Source organism: Lutimonas halocynthiae, assembly GCF_030409835.1.
GTDB lineage: Bacteria > Bacteroidota > Bacteroidia > Flavobacteriales > Flavobacteriaceae > Lutimonas > Lutimonas halocynthiae.
This window is the reverse complement of the sequence record NZ_JAUFQO010000016.1, coordinates 828,763-844,103: the sequence shown is the minus strand read 5'-3', so window position 1 is coordinate 844,103 and position 15,341 is coordinate 828,763. Positions and strand designations below refer to the sequence as shown.

Sequence of the window (15,341 nt, the reverse complement as noted above, 5' to 3'; positions counted from 1 at the left end):
AATGACATCCGAAGAAATCATAAAATATTTGCCCTACAGGGAACCGTTTTTGTTTGTAGATGAGATTATAGAGGTCTCAGAAGAATCAATTACAGGAGTGTATACTTTTAGTGAAGAGAGTTATTTTTACAAGGGTCATTTTAAGGACCAGCCCGTAACGCCAGGGGTGATTTTGACTGAAACGATGGCACAGATTGGACTGGTCTGTTTAGGTATCTATCTCATTAGAGATGAACTTAACAAGGGTTTACCTAAGATTGCCTTAAGTTCTCATAAAATGGATTTTTATATTCCAGTATTCCCAGGAGAAAAGGTAACTGTGGTATCAGAAAAGAAGGTTTTCCGGTTTGGAAAATTAAAATGTTTCGTGCAACTTTTTAATGAGAAGAATGAGCTCATTTGCAGAGGAGAAATTGCCGGAATGCTAAAAGCTGCTTATGAATAATAGAGTTGTTATAACAGGTTTGGGAGTTGTAGCTCCAAATGGAGTAGGGGTTTCCGATTTTTTGCAATCGCTTAAAGCCGGAAAATCTGGTATTGAGTTTTATCCAGAACTCAAAGAGCACAAGTTTTCTTGTTGTATTGGAGGAATACCTGATGTGTCTCAAGAGATGAAGGAACAATACTTAAGTAGTTTGCAATTAAAAAATTTCAATAGCTCAGGAATTCTGTATGGATGCATGGCAGGAATGGACGCATGGAAAGATGCAGGATTAAAACAAGGGCCAGATGCTGAGGTAGATTACGATACAGGAATTGTTTTTGGAACTGGTCAGTCTGGTGTCGATAAATTTAGAGAAGCAATCTATAAACTTGATGAGGGAATGGTGAGAAGGTTAGGTAGCAATACTGTAGCACAAACCATGGCAAGTGGTATCAGTGCCTATCTGGGTGGTATTTTAGCCTGTGGAAACCAGGTAACTACTAATTCTTCTGCATGCACAACCGGAACGGAAGCCATTTTAATGGGTGCTGATCGCATAAGACAGGGTAAGGCCAAAAGAATGCTTGTGGGAAGCTGCAGTGATCACGGAACCTATATATGGGGCGGTTTTGACGCCATGCGTGTGATGACTTATAAGCATAATGAAACACCGGAATCAGGGTCGAGACCCATGAGCGTATCAGCCTCAGGATTTGTTCCCGGATCAGGAGCAGGTGCATTTTTATTGGAAGATCTTGAATCGGCAAAAAAGCGTGGGGCCAGAATTTATGCAGAGGTTAAAGGTGGTCATGTTAATTCTGGAGGACAACGCAATGGGGGAACTATGACAGCGCCTAATCCTGAGTCAGTGCAAAGATGTATACGAGAAGCTGTAAAAGATGCAGGCATTGAGGCAAGCGAGATTGACAGCATCAACGGCCATTTAACAGCAACCATCAAAGATCCGATGGAGATCAATAATTGGAAAGAAGCTCTAGGGCTGGGAAGAGAAGAATTTCCTGTGATAAATTCTTTAAAAAGTATGACGGGGCATTGCCTTGCTGCTGCAGGGAGCATTGAAAGCGTGGCAGCTGTTTTACAGATTGCTCATGGTTTTATCTTTCCGTCGATTAATTGCGAGGATATCCATCCTGAAATTCTTAAATTGATCAATGCTTCGGCTATACCGCATAAAATGAAAAAACAAGAAATAAATACAGTGATTAAGGCGAGCTTCGGTTTTGGAGATGTAAATGCCTGTATCGTTTTTCAAAAATATAATGATTAGAATATGGAAAAAGAAGCTATGATCCTTAAATTAAAAGGAATTGTAAAACCCTATATACAAGACCAGGAAGCCTTTGATCATCTGAATGAAGAAACAGATTTTATCAATGATCTGAAAGTTAATTCTGCTAATCTTGTTGATATTGTCTTAGACGTTGAAGATGAATTTGATATTGAAATTGATAATGAATCAATGGAACAAATGCTTAATGTTAAAAAAGCAATCGAGATCATTCAGACAAAACTGCAATAATTTAGTTTCAAATGATAGGTAATGACATTGTAGATATATCATTGGCAAGCACCCAAAGTAATTGGCGCCGTGCCGGTTTTTTAGAAAAGTTATTTTCTATGTCTGAGATTGATGTAGTCATGAGAGATGAACACCCAACTCTTATGGTATGGAGACTTTGGTCTATGAAAGAGAGTGCTTATAAGGCGAATTACCGAACCGAAAAGATCCGAAAATTTAATCCCAAACAATTGGAATGTAAGCTGATTGATAACAAATTTGGAGAGGTTAAAATCGGTACAAACCTATATAAGTTAAGAACAGAAACTAATCAATTTTACATCCATAGCATCGCCTTAAAGGATAGGTATAAAGAAACTATTCAACAAAATATTCATAACAATGAGTCAAAGGTGAATTCAAGTGAATTGTATGATTTGCTCCTGCAACACGTAGCTATATCTGGCAATTATGATAAGAAAAAACTTCTATTGAGAAAAACTAAGGAATTCATACCAGAACTGTATAGCAGTAAGAATAAATTAAAAACCTTATGCTCTTTAAGCCATCATGGTAAGTATGGAGCCTATATTTTTACGAATTGATTTGAAAGAATTTTTAACTTATGTCAGGCAAAAATTAGCGGTAGAAAAAAGTCTTTTATTACTGTATATAGTTGTTTATGCATCATGGGGAATCATGATGGATCGCTTTGGAACCATGGTTGAAATTGCAAGGTTCACTTATTGGTGGCAGATCATTACCGTATACATTCTTTATATGATTCCCATATCATTGCTTTTGAGGGGTTTGCCATTTTATCAGCAATATGCTTATGGATTGGTATTTATGTCTTTGCTAGAATTTGGTGGTTATGCCATTGAATCTTCTTATGCCTACCCAAATAATTTACTTGACCAATATTTTGGTATTCGTAATTTCAGTCTTGGAATGGCCTTGTTCTTTGCCCTGTATTTCCCTACCGGTAATTGGCTGGTAAACAAGATCCATTTGAAATTATTTGCAGCGAAAGACTAAGTGACTCCAATGCATATTAAGAATATTTCAATGACAGTATAAAGTTCTTTATACTCGAATTAAAATGATTTAAATCATCTTAATTCACAATACGCTTTGTTAACTTTGAGAGAATGACCAAGCTGCAATTATGAATCATATTTTGCACATACCGAATAGTGTCAAATCTTTTTTAATTGAAGTCGGTGAACTTTCTTATTTTGCCGGGCGGTTTTTTAAAGAGGTATTTACAAGACCTTTTGAATTAAAGGAACTAATGAGGCAATGTTACCAAATGGGTAATAAATCACTCATGCTAGTTGGCGTTACGGGCTTTATATTAGGGTTGGTTATGACTTTACAAACACGCCCAACCTTATTGGAATTTGGTGCGGGATCATGGATGCCATCTATGGTAGGTATTTCAATTGTCAGGGAAATAGGCCCGGTAATCATAGCGCTAATTTGCGCGGGTAGAATTAGCTCTGGAATAGGTGCTGAATTGGGTTCGATGCGGGTTACTGAGCAGATAGATGCGATGGAAGTGTCAGGGACAAACCCTTTCAAATACCTGGTAGTTACAAGAATCATGGCAGCAACATTAATGATTCCTTTATTGATTATTTATGGGGATGCCATTGCATTATTAGGATCGGCTCTGATAGAATATTTAAAAGGTGATGTTTCTTTTTTACTGTTTTTTAATTCAGTTTTTGATGCCTTAGAATATTCTGATATCAATCCGGCAATTGTTAAATCAATTTTCTTTGGTTTTGCCATTGGATTGGTAGGTTGTTTTAAAGGATATAATTGTAAACGAGGTACAGTTGGAGTAGGTGAAGCATCAAATTCAGCGGTTGTATTTACTTCAATGTTACTCTTTGTAATAGATTTTATTGCGGTTTTTGTTACGGATATATTTTATAATTGAAAAGGATGGCTGGGGTTGAACAAAAAAAAATAATGCTGAGCATAAAAGGGCTTAAAAAACGCTTTGGAGATAATATTGTGCTCAAAGGTTTTGATATGTTTTTAGAGGAAGGTGAAAATCTGGTTATTATGGGTAAATCTGGTTCTGGAAAATCTGTGATGATCAAATGTTTAATGGGACTTATGCAACCCGATTCTGGCAGCATTGAGATAATGGATAAAAATGTGCTGGAATTGGAGCATGCTGAATTTGATCAGTTAAGAAAGAAGATTGGATTTCTTTTTCAAGGAAGTGCCCTTTATGATTCAATGACCGTTCAGGAAAATCTCGAGTTTCCATTAAGAAAGCAGAACATGCCCCAGAAGGAAAAGGACGTTTTGGTTCAAGAGGCGCTTGAATCGGTGGGTCTGCTGGATGCTATAGACCTAATGCCCAATGAGCTTTCTGGAGGAATGAAAAGAAGAATTGCCCTGGCCCGAGCTATCATTCTTCATCCAAAGATTATTATTTATGACGAACCAACTACGGGATTGGACCCAATAACTGCTAAGGAAATTATTCAATTGATGCGAGACATTCAAATGAAGTATGGTTCTTCGGCACTTATCATCACGCATGATGTGGATTGTTCAAGAGTTATTGCAGACAGGATGATATTGCTAATTGATGGGGTAAATTACGTGGAAGGTAGTTTTAGTGAATTATCGAATTCCAAAGATGATAAAATACAGGCATTTTTTAAATGATTAGGATATGAAAGTTACCCACACCCAAAAAATAAAATTAGGAACCTTCGTGATAATTACGACTATTTTACTGATTACTGCATTGTACTTAATTGGAGACAAGCAGAATTTATTTGGCAATACTTTTAAAATTACCGCGGTATTCAATAATGTTAATGGACTAAAACTTGGTAATAATGTGCGTTATGCGGGCATTAATGTAGGAACAGTTAAGGAAATTATGATGGTGGATGATTCAACGATTTGCGTAGATATGATAATAGAAGAAGAAATTCGGAAACATATGCGCGAAAATGCCTTTGCAATTATTGGGTCAGATGGATTGGTTGGGAGCATGGTAGTAAATGTTTTTCCAGGGGATGGCAGGGGTGAAATTCTGAAGGAAGGTGATACGATTATGTCTGTTAAAAAGAGATCTACTGCAGATATGATGTCAACGCTGGGTACTACCAATGATAATGTAGCGGAACTGTCTAGAGAATTATTAAAGATAACCCGGAGCATCAATGAAGGGAAAGGCACTTTAGGGTTATTGGTCAATGATGAAGCCATGGGTTCAGATTTAAAGGAAACCATTGGGAATCTAAAAATTGCCAGTCAAGATGCCTCTCAAGTGATAGATGAGTTAAAAGTAGTGGTCAAATCAGTTAACAATGAAGACAATCTTTTGAATGTTTTGTTAAAGGATTCTATTGCAGCCCAGCAATTTAGATCTGTAATGGGGAATCTTGAAAAATCAAGTGAAAGTATCTTGCTGGCTATAACCAACCTTAATGAAGTCATTGAGACTGTTAAGGAAGGAGAAGGTGCTTTTAATTATTTGGTTACGGATACGGTTTTAGTTCAAAATATAGATGAGACGGTAAAAAATATTAAAGAAGGGAGTGTTCTATTAAATGAAAACCTCGAAGCACTGCGTCATAATACCTTTTTTAAAGGGTATTTCAAAAAGCAGGAAAAGGCAAGGCTTAAAGAAGAAAAAAGGCTTCAGAAGCAACAGAAATAGTGTATTGATAATGAGTTTTAGAAAGGAAAAATTAGGATTGGTTCTGTCAGGAGGCGGTATAAGAGGAGTGGCTCATATTGGTGTCATCAAGGCATTATTGGAAAATGGTATTGAGCCTCAAGTGGTTTCAGGGTCATCTGCCGGTTCGGTAGTTGGAGCGCTTTATTGTCAGGGTTATTCTCCTGATCAGATGCTGGAGTTTTTTAAAATCATTCCTTTGTTTCATATCAATAAGTTTGCGTTTTCAAAACCAGGTTTTATCGATACCGACAAGTTTTATGCTGATTTTAAGAAGTATTTTCCACATAATGATTTTAATGGCCTCCAAAAAAAACTATTTGTGACAACGGTTGATTTGTGTGATGGACTTATAAAAGTGTTTAATGCAGGAAAATTAATTGAGCCTTTATTGGCATCATCTGCGTTTCCGGGATTATTTTCTCCCGTAAAAATTAATGAGGTTCTCTATGCCGATGGAGGGATTCTGGATAATTTCCCCATAGAGCCTTTATTAGATAGTTGCGAAACATTAATAGGAGTTTATGCCAGTCCTTTGAACAGAATATCACCCAATGGATTAAAGCATTCAGTAAATGTGTTAGAAAGAGCCATCAGAATTAATTATTCCAAAAGATCGAGAGAAAAATTTCAGCATTGTGGTCTTTTAATTAATCCATCCAGATTAGTGGATTTTGGCTTATTTGATATCGGAAGAATTGAAGAGATTTTCCAAATAGGTTATGACAGCGCCATTGATGTCATAGGGAAGAATGATCAATTGGAAAAGTTTCAGCATAATACTATGAGCTAACATCTATACAAGTTATTTCGGGGCGCATACCAAGCCTTCCGGGAAAGCCAAGCCAGCCCAGGCCTCTGTTTACGTTGAGATACTGACTACCTTCTTTATGCAAACCAGCCCAATGTTTATATTTATATTTGATTGGGCTCCATTGTTTATTTTTTAGATTTACACCGGCTTGCATGCCATGAGTATGTCCGGATAGAGTCAATGCAATATCTGTTTGATTAACTACCTCTTCAGCCCAATGCGTCGGATCATGTGATAATAATATTTTACTTGGGATGTTATTCACATTTTCCATTGATTTCTTGAGGTCACCATATTTCTTAAAAGGGGGATTTCCCCAATTCTCAACACCTATAATCGCTAATTCACTTTGATCTTTTCTGATGATAGCGGCCTCGTTAAGAAGCAAAATAAAACCAATTTTTTTATAGAAGTATTTGATCGATTCAAAATTGCTTTTTTTCAGATCAGGTGTTTCCCAGGAGCTATAATCTCCATAGTCGTGATTTCCCAACACTGCAAACTTCCCTTGCTTAGCCTTCATTTTCCCCATTACTTCGGCCCATCCTTTTAACTCCCAGGCAAAATTGTTCACCAAATCACCCGTAAAAAAAATAAAATCTGGTTTGTGGTGATTGATTAAGGTTACAGCCCGGTCAAGAATGTGATACCTGAAGTTAAAACTACCCAAATGCAAATCTGAAATATGAATTATTCTGAGTTTGTCAAAGTTGGTAGGAAGGCTTTCCATTTTTATATGTAAATGGTGCATTTTAAATCTGTATAAGGCCTTAAAAATCGCATAAATGATTACAAAAAAAGGCAAAAAACCGGCTAGTAAACCAATCACAGGAATGACGAATAAGGATTCCTTTTCTGAAAACACATAGTTTGAAAAATACAGTGTAGAGATGATAATAATGAATATGATCTTTGGAATGAAAGAAGACACAGTAAGACCGTATAAGGAAGTAATGAGTAAGTGTTTTCTTTGAGGATGAATTCTGTCTAATCGCACCTTAAGTATTGCAATGGCTGTAATAAGACCAATAGTAAAGAACCAGAAAGCAATATGGATGCTAAGTCTTAGTTTAGGCATTTCTAAAAGTTGGGTAATTGATTGCAGCCAATAAAAGGCCAGCATATCAATTACCAGAATGGCAAGGCAAAGTAAGAATATCGCAAAATTGGAAAATGATCTCATTCCTAAGTTTCTTTTTGATAAATGTCAGTTCTTCTTTGGTCTTTTCTGGCCCAATAATATCCTTTGACTCCTGCAACCCATTTTGGATAGAGAAAAATCAATAAAATTTCTTCAACGGTCTCAATGATTCCGATAATTATCATAGTGTAAAATAGCCAATATACCGGACTAAAGAACAGTAGCCATAGTATGAAAACTGCCTGTATTACTGCGGACAACTTAGCCAAATATGTATGGAAGGCCGTAGCTTTACCATATTTTTTGAAGGCAATTATCATCTGAAAACAATACAGTGTAAACGGAATCAGAATCCATTGGTAATTATCAATAATAAATTCATTCTCAAACTTAAGCAGGCCAATAAATCCAACTAGTAAGGTGAGTTGATCGCCGATTGAATCAAGTTGCGACCCTCTGGAACTTGTAATTTTCAATTTACGGGCAAGGAATCCATCAACCATGTCGGTACTATAACTTAGTAGTAACATCCAAGAGAAAAATTCTCTGTTTCCGAACCAGATAATGAGCAATAAAAATGGAACCGCGAATATGCGATAAAATGAAAACCAATCAGCAATATTGAAATTCTTGAAACTGATCATATACCATTAGAGATTTTTAATCTAGGATGATTGAAGAATAATGCTAAAATGAATAAACATCCCATTTATGATTTTCTTTCTCCACCGCAATAACTCGATCTCCAATAAACTTGATACCTAAATTTGGTCGTTCTCCAGAATTCATTTTTTGAGGTGCAAAAATTCTTTTATTCAATTTTGGTGTTAATGCCTTTCCATTTATGTCTATAACGTATTCCTCTGTTAGATAACTAACCACGTCTTTTCCAAGTACTTTATTCTTTCCTACGACTTCTTTATAATAAATCATTACAATCGCGAATCCATTCGAAAAAGGGGTAGCATTTACAAATTCACACTTAATTATTTCATTACCTGACTTGTCAATATATCCATAGAGTTTAACGTTGTCAGTTGTTTTCATTATTAACGCTCTGTCATTATGAAAAATGGGAGGCGTTATTTGATCACTTTCATCATTGAAAGAAGCTAAATCATTACGGAAATCAATTACAATTTCCCCATCCTGATCCATGAAGGCCCATTGATCCCCTTTTTTTATGGCAGCGAGACCTTCATTAAAATTTTCAATGTGATCTAAATCCTGTATTAATTGAGCGTTCATGGAGATACACATAATAAAAGCGAACGCGAGAGAGATAGCTGTTTTCATGATAAAGTTGTATAGGTTAAACCTATTAAAGGTAACCTCTAAATTGTCTAAATACAATGATAAAAATCATGATATTTATTTTTGAAAAGAAAAATAATGTAAAATAAAAGCTGAATCCTTTGGGTTGAATACAGCTTTTTAAATTTAAGTCAATAATATGTTTTTTGAAATCCATTTGGTGCATTCTTCGAAGGAATCAAAAATTCTATCATCCGAAACCAAATCAGGAATAATGTCAATAGATTTCATCAAATAGAGCGGTTGTTTTTGAACATCTACCAACAAAATATGTATGTCATTTTTTTCAAGTTCAAGCATTACATCCTCGAGGACAAATAAGCCAGTTTGATCAATATAGGGCACCCTATCCATCCTAATGATGACATGGGTAGCGCTTGCTGGAATTTGTTTGGCAAGAACTTGTACAAAACTTGTGGATCCAAAGAAAATAGGGCCTTTTATGTGTTTGATAAAAACCTTTTCCTTCATCTCTTCTGTAAAATTTGATTCGTCCTTCCATGATGTCTCTGCTTTAAGTGTTTTAACATCAGATTTATCTTCAGTAGAATCTCCCATTTTCTTCATAAATACCAAAGAAGCAATAATAAGCCCCACTCCTACAGCATAAACAAGATTCCAGAAAGTAGAGAGAAGCAATACCACAATCATGACAAGAACCTCGGCAGAAGGCATAGAAGGTACTGCTTTAAGTCCTTTATAATCCATAACTCCAATACCTACAGTCATCAGAATACCTGCTAAAACTGCTGCCGGTATTTTTGAAGCGAGAGGTCCTATTGCAAGGAGAATAACCAAAAGGAAAAGACCTGCAATCATACCAGATAATTTTGTTTTCCCACCGGCATTGATATTGACTACTGTTCTAATCGTAGCACCTGCGCCAGGAAGTCCACCAAATAAACCAGCAATACTATTACCGATTCCTTGTCCAATTAATTCTCGATTGGGTTTATGACTGGTTTTGGTCATGTTATCAGCCACCACAGAAGTTAATAAAGAATCTATTGCGCCAAGAAAAGCCAAAGTTATCGCCGTAAAAATATAAGGAGATAAAGACCCAACTTCAAATTTGGTAAAGATGTCGAAATTGATCATCGGAAAACCACTGGGTATTTTTTCAATGGGCCTGTAATCAAGCCCCCCCACAATAGCCACACCGGATACTAAGAGCAAGGCAACCAGAGTTGAAGGGATTTTTGTTGTTATTTTCTTGAACCCATAGATGATAATGATTGTGACAAGGGCCAGAATTAATTCCATATAATTGATTGAACGCAAGGCTCTGGGTAAACTTTTAATGGCTCCTACTACACCAGAATTCTCTTTATTCGCCAAGATTTTGGCCTCGTTCATTATTTCTTCTTCTGTTATTCTTTCTGCTCTAATGATGGTCTCTCTAAAATCTTCAAGCACAAGAAGGCCTTCTTCAGCCTCTTCTTTTAAGATGTTCTCGATGATCAATTCTTCGGCCTGAGGTTTAAATTGTTGGATTCTAGCCTGATCATTTTCTACATAATAGCCTAAAATGGGCAATATATTAGTGATGATGATAATCAAACCAATAGCCGTCATAAAACCCGATACCACAGGATAAGGTATGTATTTGATATATTTCCCGAGACCTATAGCCCCGATAAGCACTTGAAATAGACCTGCGATGATAAATACCGAAAGAATAATGGGCAAGGCTTTGTCGATATTTCCATCATGTGATTGTAAAATCCCTGCTATCAAGATCATACTTACTGCAGTCATCGGTGCAGTTGGACCTGATATCTGCGTTGAAGTGCCGCCCAATAAAGCAGCAAAAAAACCAAGAAATATGGCGCCGTACAAACCAGCGCTCGGTCCTAGACCTGACGAAACACCGAAAGCAAGTGCTAGTGGTAAGGCAACAATACCCGCCGTGATTCCTCCAAAAGCATCTCCTTTTAAATTCGTAAATAATGTCTTCATAACTGGTTTTGATTTTCTAATTATGTGAAAATAATTAATTTTCTACTAAGTTCAATGCTTTTTTTATAGTTTTGGGTTTTCATACATGAAGCTGTAAAGTGTCATTTAATTCACAGGAAAATGTTAATTCTAGGTATTGCCGGAGGAACTGGAAGCGGAAAAACTACTGTTGTAAAACAAATTTTGAATGAGCTTCCTGATGCAGAAGTAACAGTGATTTCTCAGGACTCTTATTATAGTAAAAATGATCATTTAAGTTATAAAGAAAGATGTAATATTAATTTTGATCACCCTAATGCTATTGACTTTGACCTTTTGATTGAACACATTAAGGAATTGAAAAAAGGCAATGTGATCGAGCAACCTATTTATTCTTTTGTAACCCATAACCGTGTTCAGGATACATTAATTACGCATCCAAAAAAAGTAGTGATTGTAGAAGGTATATTGATATTAACTAAGAAGGAGTTAAGAGATTTAATGGATATCAAGGTTTTTGTGCATGCTGATTCTGATGAAAGATTAATTCGAAGATTGAAAAGAGACATTCAAGAAAGGGGAAGAGACATCAATGAGGTCTTGGAAAGGTATCAATCTACATTGAAACCCATGCATGAGGAGTTTATAGAACCAACTAAAAGTTATGCTGATTTAATCATACCTAACGATACCTATAACACTGTTGCCATTGATATTGTAAGAACTGTCATTAATGAAAGTTTAGAAAGATGAATTTAAAGCAATTAAGAGAAAATAAGGTCTTTCGATTTTTAAGTAATAAATATGTTATTGTGCTGGTGCTGTTTATTGTTTGGATGGGCTTTTTTGACGAAAATTCGTTTTTGAACCAACGGGAGTTAGACGAGGAAATAGACAAGCTGGAAAATGCCAACGAATATTATAAAAAGCAGATTGATGCTGATCAGAAAATCATCGACAATTTAAATGATCCTGATTCTTTGGAGAGATATGCCCGAGAGGAGTATAAAATGAAAAGAGATAATGAGGATATTTTTATCATTGAATACGATACCATTGAGGAAGATTGATGCCTTCTGCAGTTCATAATTAATTTCACCTAGAAGAAAAATATTGGAATCTGAAAATACGGAGCATTATTTGCTGCAAAAAAAAGCCAAGATTTTAAGCGATCTATTCGCTACAAATGAAGGAAGGCGGCCTCGAATTCTAATCGGCGGGGAGCATACCGAAGTCCTTAATAACAGTGTAGCCTTGGGCAACACATTTGCCGATTTGGGTTGTAATGTAGATATAGCACCGCTCCATAGTGACTTAGCTCAGTTAGCCAAGCAAAGCATTGAAAACGATGTGGATATCGTATTGATTATAGCAAATACAAAAGTCAAAAAGCGCGAATTGAAAAAATTTGAAGAGATCATATTTGAGCAGCATCCCAGTGTCATTTTGTCTCTTTGCCAAGATGATTCAGATTTATGGACTGCATCAGAAACTTCATTAAACCAATGGATTTTGCTCGATCAAAGCTCAGATTTAATTTCAATAGTATTGAAATTGTTAAGTAAATTATTGCAGATTCCCGGATAATTCTGCCGCCTCTACTTGAGTTGTTCAAATCAGCTTTTGGCGATTTCCTTGAGACGATGATCTCTTTTTGCCAAAGGTTTTAACTCATCCTCCATTAATTTTAAATATTTGTTTGTTTTGTGTTTTCCTATCATACCACGCAAGTCTTTTACTCGGACGGAGTTTAGGTCTTTGAGTGCTTTTTTCTTGTCTTTATCTTCCTGATCACCATCAAGAATTGAATAAACCTTATCCACAAAGCCTTTGTTGTAATCCATCAACTGGGTCTCCTGCCCGGCATCGAGTTTAAGATGGGCAACACTATTAAGTGTGCTCAAAAGCAGGTCCTTAGAGACTTCTTCTTTCTGGGCCAGTGAATTGACACTTAATAATACAAAAACTAAAAAGCTCAATAATCGGTTGTATTTTTTCATAATGGATCTTATTTGATTAGGATACTAAAAATACCGAAAAAAGTTAAAAATTCAGAAGCTTAGCCTATTTTTTTAATTTTACTTTTCAGAAATCAAAATTGGATCGGTTTTTCTCAACAAATCCCACTTAAAACCTAGATAAAATTCAATTCCGTGGTTAGGAGCATAGGCATAGGCTGTGTCAAAGTATGGGCTAAAACCTGTTGCGTAGTTAGGATCGTCATAGCCAACTAATGGAGATTCAGTCTGGATATAATTGAAGAGGTTGTTGATGCCGAAATAGAGGTTGTAATTGTTCTTGATCAGTTTGGTAACTTGAATTTGGTGTAATGAAAAAGGGATGCTGGTTGTGGGTCTGGGCTCATTTAGGGGCACTCCAAATTCATCCAGATCATAAACTTCAGGCAAGGCCATTGGCCCTGTGAATTGAGCAGAATATGCCAGGGTAATTCTGGATTTTACAAACTGATAATTAGCTGCAAGAACGCCGCTCCATTTGGGAGCAAAAAGAATATCAGAAGTGATTTGAATCTCGTTTTCATCCGTATCAGTTTCAGTAGATTCTAATAAGTTTAAACCAATATTCATAGATAAAGGGAAACTAAACTTGTGATTTATGTTCATGCCGAGGCCCATTGATCGGGCATAGCCATTCGAGTTTTCGTATATGATAAGACCAGCGTTGTCGTAATCAGGAATTATTTTATTAGTAAAATGTGTGAAAAACCCCTCCAGATCTATTGAACCGCTACCTCCTAAACCAGTATAAATATGATTGTAATTTATTGAAAAATTATAAGAGCTTTCTGGTTCCAAATCTTCTGCAATGATAACTTCTCTTTGTCCGGTTACAAAAGCGTGATCCTCTGTGAATAAGTTTACTACTTTAAAGCCCGTACCAAAATTAAATCTAAAGGTTGTCCAATCTGACGTTTTATATTTCGCATTCAGGCGTGGTGAATAAATGAAACCATGCTCTTGATGATGATCAAGTCGAATACCTCCTAAAAGGGTAAATTTTTCAGAAAAGTAATATTCGTCCTGAACAAAGATGCCTGGCACAAATTGATTATTTGGTTTGTTCACGAGCTCTTCGTCAATCTCTTCTTCAGTGGCAAGTGTATTGTCATCATAGGCATCATAACGCAGTGTTGACCCAAGCAAAACATCATGGTTTTTATGTGCAAAACTCCAGATAAAATTACCAAAGGCAATTTGCTGGGATGCTTCATAGAAATCAGCTCCATAATAGCTGTCTTGATCATGATTAGAAAAAGAATAGTCAATTTTTAAGTTGGCTTTGGTATCCAAAGCATAGGTTCCGAAAAGTTCCATTCTATTAGTGTATATACTTTCTCCATAAATTTCATCACTTCCTCTTAAAGTTTTATAAGCCCGGTCTTTAACAAAAGATTCAACGCCATTTCTTCTGTCTTCATAATAGTATTTTGCTGCGATAGTAAATTTCTTATCGCTGGGTCTATAAATATTAAATTTTGAGAATAAGGAGATATGATCTGAATTTACGCCATCGCCAAAACCATCTAGGTTGTTGTCAGCATAATGATTGGCGTAGCCAAAATTAACACCGATATAGCTATTTGATTTACCAATAGCAGGAGCAAAGGCAAAATTACCGAATACTTCTTCATGGGTGCTGGTCATGAGATCTGCGGATATTATGGGTTGATTTTCAGGATTTTTCGTGATAATATTAATGACACCAGCTACTGCTTCTGAGCCATATAAAGTGCTGCTTGGGCCTTTAATAACTTCAAATCGGTCTATTATCATATTAGGAATTCCATTGAGACCGTAAACCGAGGCAAGACTTCCATAAATGGGCGTACCATCCATTAAAATGGCTGTATAGGACCCAGGTAAACCATTAACGCTAATACTGTTAGTATAACAAACGCCACATGCAACTACTTCTTGAACACCATTGACCAATTGGGCACTTTCGATAACAGAACTTGCAGCCGATGGGAGGTAGGTGTCTAATTGTTTAGAGGTAACCACATCTATTTTAATTGGGGAGGCAGAGACATAGGTCTCCTTCATGGTTCCGGTAACAACGATTTCATCCAAAGTAGCATTGGCGGTGAGTTTGAAGTTTACCATAATAATTTCACCTTTTTTGATATCAACCTGCTTCTTTTCTGATATGAAACCAAGAAATGATGCAATTAAAGTATAGGAACCTGGGGCCAAATTATTGATCGTGTATTGCCCGTTTTCGTCAGCCGTACTGCCTTTGCTCGAATTTTTAATATGTATGGCGGCAAATGGTAAATAGGAATCATCACTGCTGATACGTCCAGATATGATAGCATCCTGGGCAGTAATTGTAAGGGTGAAAAGTAAGCTGCAGAATAAAAATAATGATCGAAATTGCATATTGTTATAAATCAACTTAACTTTATATTTTGGAATACAAAACTAATAAAGTTAGATATAACTAACAAATATT

18 protein-coding genes are annotated in these 15,341 nt (G+C 36.2%); 12 read left to right on the top strand and 6 right to left on the bottom strand.

Annotated features, from left to right (window positions below):
- Nucleotide 1 precedes the first annotated feature (1 nt).
- From QWY87_RS16870 to QWY87_RS16830, 9 genes are all read left to right on the top strand, one after another.
- Nucleotides 2–445 (top strand): 3-hydroxyacyl-ACP dehydratase FabZ family protein, encoded by a 444-nt coding sequence (locus QWY87_RS16870; RefSeq protein WP_290293432.1) that lies wholly within the window; start codon nt 2–4, stop codon nt 443–445.
- A complete protein-coding gene (locus tag QWY87_RS16865; protein WP_290293431.1) occupies nt 438–1,712 on the top strand; it encodes a beta-ketoacyl-[acyl-carrier-protein] synthase family protein in 1,275 nt (424 codons plus the stop codon). The genes QWY87_RS16870 and QWY87_RS16865 overlap by 8 nt, the downstream gene beginning before the upstream one ends.
- A 3-nt stretch (nt 1,713–1,715) precedes the next feature.
- Nucleotides 1,716–1,964 carry a phosphopantetheine-binding protein gene (locus QWY87_RS16860; RefSeq protein WP_290293429.1) on the top strand — a complete coding sequence of 83 codons (249 nt, stop codon included), beginning with the start codon at nt 1,716–1,718 and terminating at the stop codon, nt 1,962–1,964.
- Nucleotides 1,965–1,975: 11 nt separating this feature from the next.
- Nucleotides 1,976–2,548: a 4'-phosphopantetheinyl transferase family protein gene (locus tag QWY87_RS16855; RefSeq protein ID WP_290293427.1), complete on the top strand. Its 573-nt coding sequence runs from the start codon at nt 1,976–1,978 to the stop codon at nt 2,546–2,548.
- A complete protein-coding gene (locus QWY87_RS16850; protein ID WP_290293425.1) occupies nt 2,523–2,981 on the top strand; it encodes a hypothetical protein in 459 nt (152 codons plus the stop codon). Before QWY87_RS16855 ends, QWY87_RS16850 begins: the two co-directional genes overlap by 26 nt.
- Nucleotides 2,982–3,111: 130 nt before the next feature.
- On the top strand, nt 3,112–3,891 hold the full coding sequence (locus QWY87_RS16845) for an MlaE family ABC transporter permease (protein ID WP_290293423.1): 780 nt from the start codon (nt 3,112–3,114) through the stop codon (nt 3,889–3,891).
- Nucleotides 3,892–3,896: 5 nt separating this feature from the next.
- Entirely contained in the window at nt 3,897–4,637 is a 741-nt protein-coding gene (locus QWY87_RS16840) for an ABC transporter ATP-binding protein (protein WP_290293421.1), read from the top strand.
- A gap of 7 nt (nt 4,638–4,644) precedes the next feature.
- Complete coding sequence (locus tag QWY87_RS16835; RefSeq protein ID WP_290293418.1) at nt 4,645–5,643, top strand: MlaD family protein; 999 nt, start codon at nt 4,645–4,647, stop codon at nt 5,641–5,643.
- A gap of 10 nt (nt 5,644–5,653) precedes the next feature.
- On the top strand, nt 5,654–6,454 hold the full coding sequence (locus QWY87_RS16830) for a patatin-like phospholipase family protein (RefSeq protein WP_290293416.1): 801 nt from the start codon (nt 5,654–5,656) through the stop codon (nt 6,452–6,454).
- On the opposite strand, the gene QWY87_RS16825 is transcribed toward QWY87_RS16830, so the two are convergent.
- The 4 genes from QWY87_RS16825 to QWY87_RS16810 all read right to left on the bottom strand — a co-directional run bounded on the left by QWY87_RS16825 (nt 6,444) and on the right by QWY87_RS16810 (nt 10,889).
- Nucleotides 6,444–7,658 (bottom strand): metallophosphoesterase, encoded by a 1,215-nt coding sequence (locus tag QWY87_RS16825; protein ID WP_290293414.1) that lies wholly within the window; start codon nt 7,656–7,658, stop codon nt 6,444–6,446. The two genes, QWY87_RS16830 and QWY87_RS16825, sit on opposite strands and share 11 nt — an antisense overlap.
- A 2-nt stretch (nt 7,659–7,660) precedes the next feature.
- A complete protein-coding gene (locus tag QWY87_RS16820) occupies nt 7,661–8,260 on the bottom strand; it encodes a CDP-alcohol phosphatidyltransferase family protein (protein WP_290293411.1) in 600 nt (199 codons plus the stop codon).
- Nucleotides 8,261–8,303: 43 nt separating this feature from the next.
- Nucleotides 8,304–8,912 carry a WG repeat-containing protein gene (locus QWY87_RS16815; protein WP_290293408.1) on the bottom strand — a complete coding sequence of 203 codons (609 nt, stop codon included), beginning with the start codon at nt 8,910–8,912 and terminating at the stop codon, nt 8,304–8,306.
- Between the two features lie 144 nt (nt 8,913–9,056).
- Nucleotides 9,057–10,889, bottom strand: coding sequence for a SulP family inorganic anion transporter (locus QWY87_RS16810; RefSeq protein ID WP_290293405.1), 1,833 nt, complete (start codon nt 10,887–10,889; stop codon nt 9,057–9,059).
- A 120-nt stretch (nt 10,890–11,009) separates the two neighbouring features.
- On the opposite strand from QWY87_RS16810, the gene udk reads away from it, so the two are divergent.
- From udk to QWY87_RS16795, 3 genes are read left to right on the top strand one after another with little or no spacing between them, the layout of a single operon-like run.
- Entirely contained in the window at nt 11,010–11,621 is a 612-nt protein-coding gene (gene udk, locus QWY87_RS16805) for a uridine kinase (protein ID WP_290293402.1), read from the top strand.
- On the top strand, nt 11,618–11,938 hold the full coding sequence (locus QWY87_RS16800) for an FtsB family cell division protein (protein WP_290293400.1): 321 nt from the start codon (nt 11,618–11,620) through the stop codon (nt 11,936–11,938). The genes udk and QWY87_RS16800 overlap by 4 nt, the downstream gene beginning before the upstream one ends.
- Nucleotides 11,939–11,981: 43 nt before the next feature.
- Nucleotides 11,982–12,455 carry a hypothetical protein gene (locus QWY87_RS16795; RefSeq protein WP_290293399.1) on the top strand — a complete coding sequence of 158 codons (474 nt, stop codon included), beginning with the start codon at nt 11,982–11,984 and terminating at the stop codon, nt 12,453–12,455.
- A gap of 29 nt (nt 12,456–12,484) precedes the next feature.
- Here QWY87_RS16795 and QWY87_RS16790 read toward each other — a convergent pair whose 3' ends face one another.
- Both QWY87_RS16790 and QWY87_RS16785 read right to left on the bottom strand, forming a co-directional pair.
- Nucleotides 12,485–12,868: a hypothetical protein gene (locus tag QWY87_RS16790; protein WP_290293397.1), complete on the bottom strand. Its 384-nt coding sequence runs from the start codon at nt 12,866–12,868 to the stop codon at nt 12,485–12,487.
- A gap of 78 nt (nt 12,869–12,946) precedes the next feature.
- Nucleotides 12,947–15,268 carry a TonB-dependent receptor gene (locus tag QWY87_RS16785; RefSeq protein ID WP_290293394.1) on the bottom strand — a complete coding sequence of 774 codons (2,322 nt, stop codon included), beginning with the start codon at nt 15,266–15,268 and terminating at the stop codon, nt 12,947–12,949.
- Nucleotides 15,269–15,341: the final 73 nt, after the last annotated feature.